Below are 1,382 nucleotides of genomic sequence, written 5' to 3'. Positions count from 1 at the left end.
AATAAGGAATACAGCCATGACCGCTTCAACTAAAATCCACAGCCAAACTCAAATGTTACACACCTGCCGCATGGTCGTTGACAGCAACAGCCACCACAGCATGTCCAACACGCTCACTTTGCCTGATACGCCCGACAACCTCATCAGCGAAGCCTTAATTCCGCAAGTACGCACCATCGCGACTTTGATTGCCGCAGAGCGTCACGATTTCAATCAAAGCAGCCCCAGCGTTTTTACTGATGAAGCGGATTTCTTCGCGGCGCGTATTTTGGTTTTGGGCGTACGCCGTTTCCATTTGGACATTACCCTGTTGCCCATGCTCAAAACCGCCAACAAACGCGCCGAAGCCTTCGCCAAACGCCATCACATGCCCTTCTCTCCCGCTGAAATGCAAATGTCCCTGCACACCCGCCGCCCTGCCAACCTGCTGATTATCGAAACCGAACACGAGATGCCTACACTGGGCAATCTGGCCGCCAACAGCCGTGCATTTGCCGCGCAACTTTCCAATATTATTTTGTAAAACCACTTGAAAAACAGGGAAATGGTTTAATATTAGGCAAACACACTCCGCCGAAATCTCGGCAAAGACAAACTTCTCTCAGGAAAAACAATGAAAAAACTGATTGCCTTAGCCGCCCTTTCCACTTTTGCCCTCGCTGCCTGCAAAGACAATACCCAAGCGCAGCTTGAGCAACAACAAAAACAAATCGAAGCATTGCAACAACAGTTGGCACAACAAAACGGCCAACAAGAAGACAATACGGTTTACCAGCTCACGCCTGAAGCCGTGAAAGACACCATTCCTGCCGAGGCACAAGCCAACGGCAACAACGGCCAACCGGTAACCGGTACAGACGGTCAACAATACATCTACGACCAATCCACCGGCAGCTGGCTGCTGCAAAGCTTGGTGGGCGCGGCAGCCGGTGCATTTATCGGCAACGCATTGGCCAACAAATTCACACAGGCGCGCAATCAAAACAGCCCGATTGCCCGTCAAGCCCGTACCAACTATTATCAAACCGCACGTCCAAACGGACGCACCAGCCAACAGCTGAATACGCGCACCCTGCGTGCCCAACAGCAAAATGCGCAACAACAAAACGCTCAACAGCAACAGCGTTACCGCGAAACCGCGCGTCAGCCTTCCAACTACCGCCGCCCAAGCATGGGTCGGGGCTTTGGCCGCCGTCGCTGATTCGGTTTAATATTCCATCTTTCGTGCTGAAGCACACACTTTACGCATGGATTTTAGGTTTCATGCAGGCTACAGTTTGTTTGAGAATATGTTTTTTGTATTTCTTTACACTTTTTTTGATATTCAGGGTGAGCTATTAAGAAATCAGATATTGCAATATTAAAGTAATGATATGCTAAAT

The 1,382-nt window shown here is 49.7% G+C and carries 2 protein-coding genes; both read left to right on the top strand.

Annotation, left to right across the window (positions count from 1 at the left end):
- The first annotated feature begins 16 nt into the window (after positions 1-16).
- A complete protein-coding gene (locus ACTHUM_RS14205) occupies positions 17-523 on the top strand; it encodes a hypothetical protein (protein WP_107791809.1) in 507 nt (168 codons plus the stop codon).
- 90 nt (positions 524-613) lie between these two features.
- On the top strand, positions 614-1,201 hold the full coding sequence (locus ACTHUM_RS14200; RefSeq protein ID WP_070461669.1) for a hypothetical protein: 588 nt from the start codon (positions 614-616) through the stop codon (positions 1,199-1,201).
- Positions 1,202-1,382: the final 181 nt, after the last annotated feature.

The organism is Neisseria sp. P0021.S006 (assembly GCF_051956895.1).
Note: the sequence above shows the minus strand (reverse complement) of the source record. Positions and strands in the feature narration are given on the sequence as shown.

Coding starts and splice junctions, on each gene's coding strand:
- ACTHUM_RS14205 (WP_107791809.1), top strand. CDS start 17: ATGACCGCTTCAACTAAAATCCACAGCCAAACTCAAATGTTACACACC.
- ACTHUM_RS14200 (WP_070461669.1), top strand. CDS start 614: ATGAAAAAACTGATTGCCTTAGCCGCCCTTTCCACTTTTGCCCTCGCT.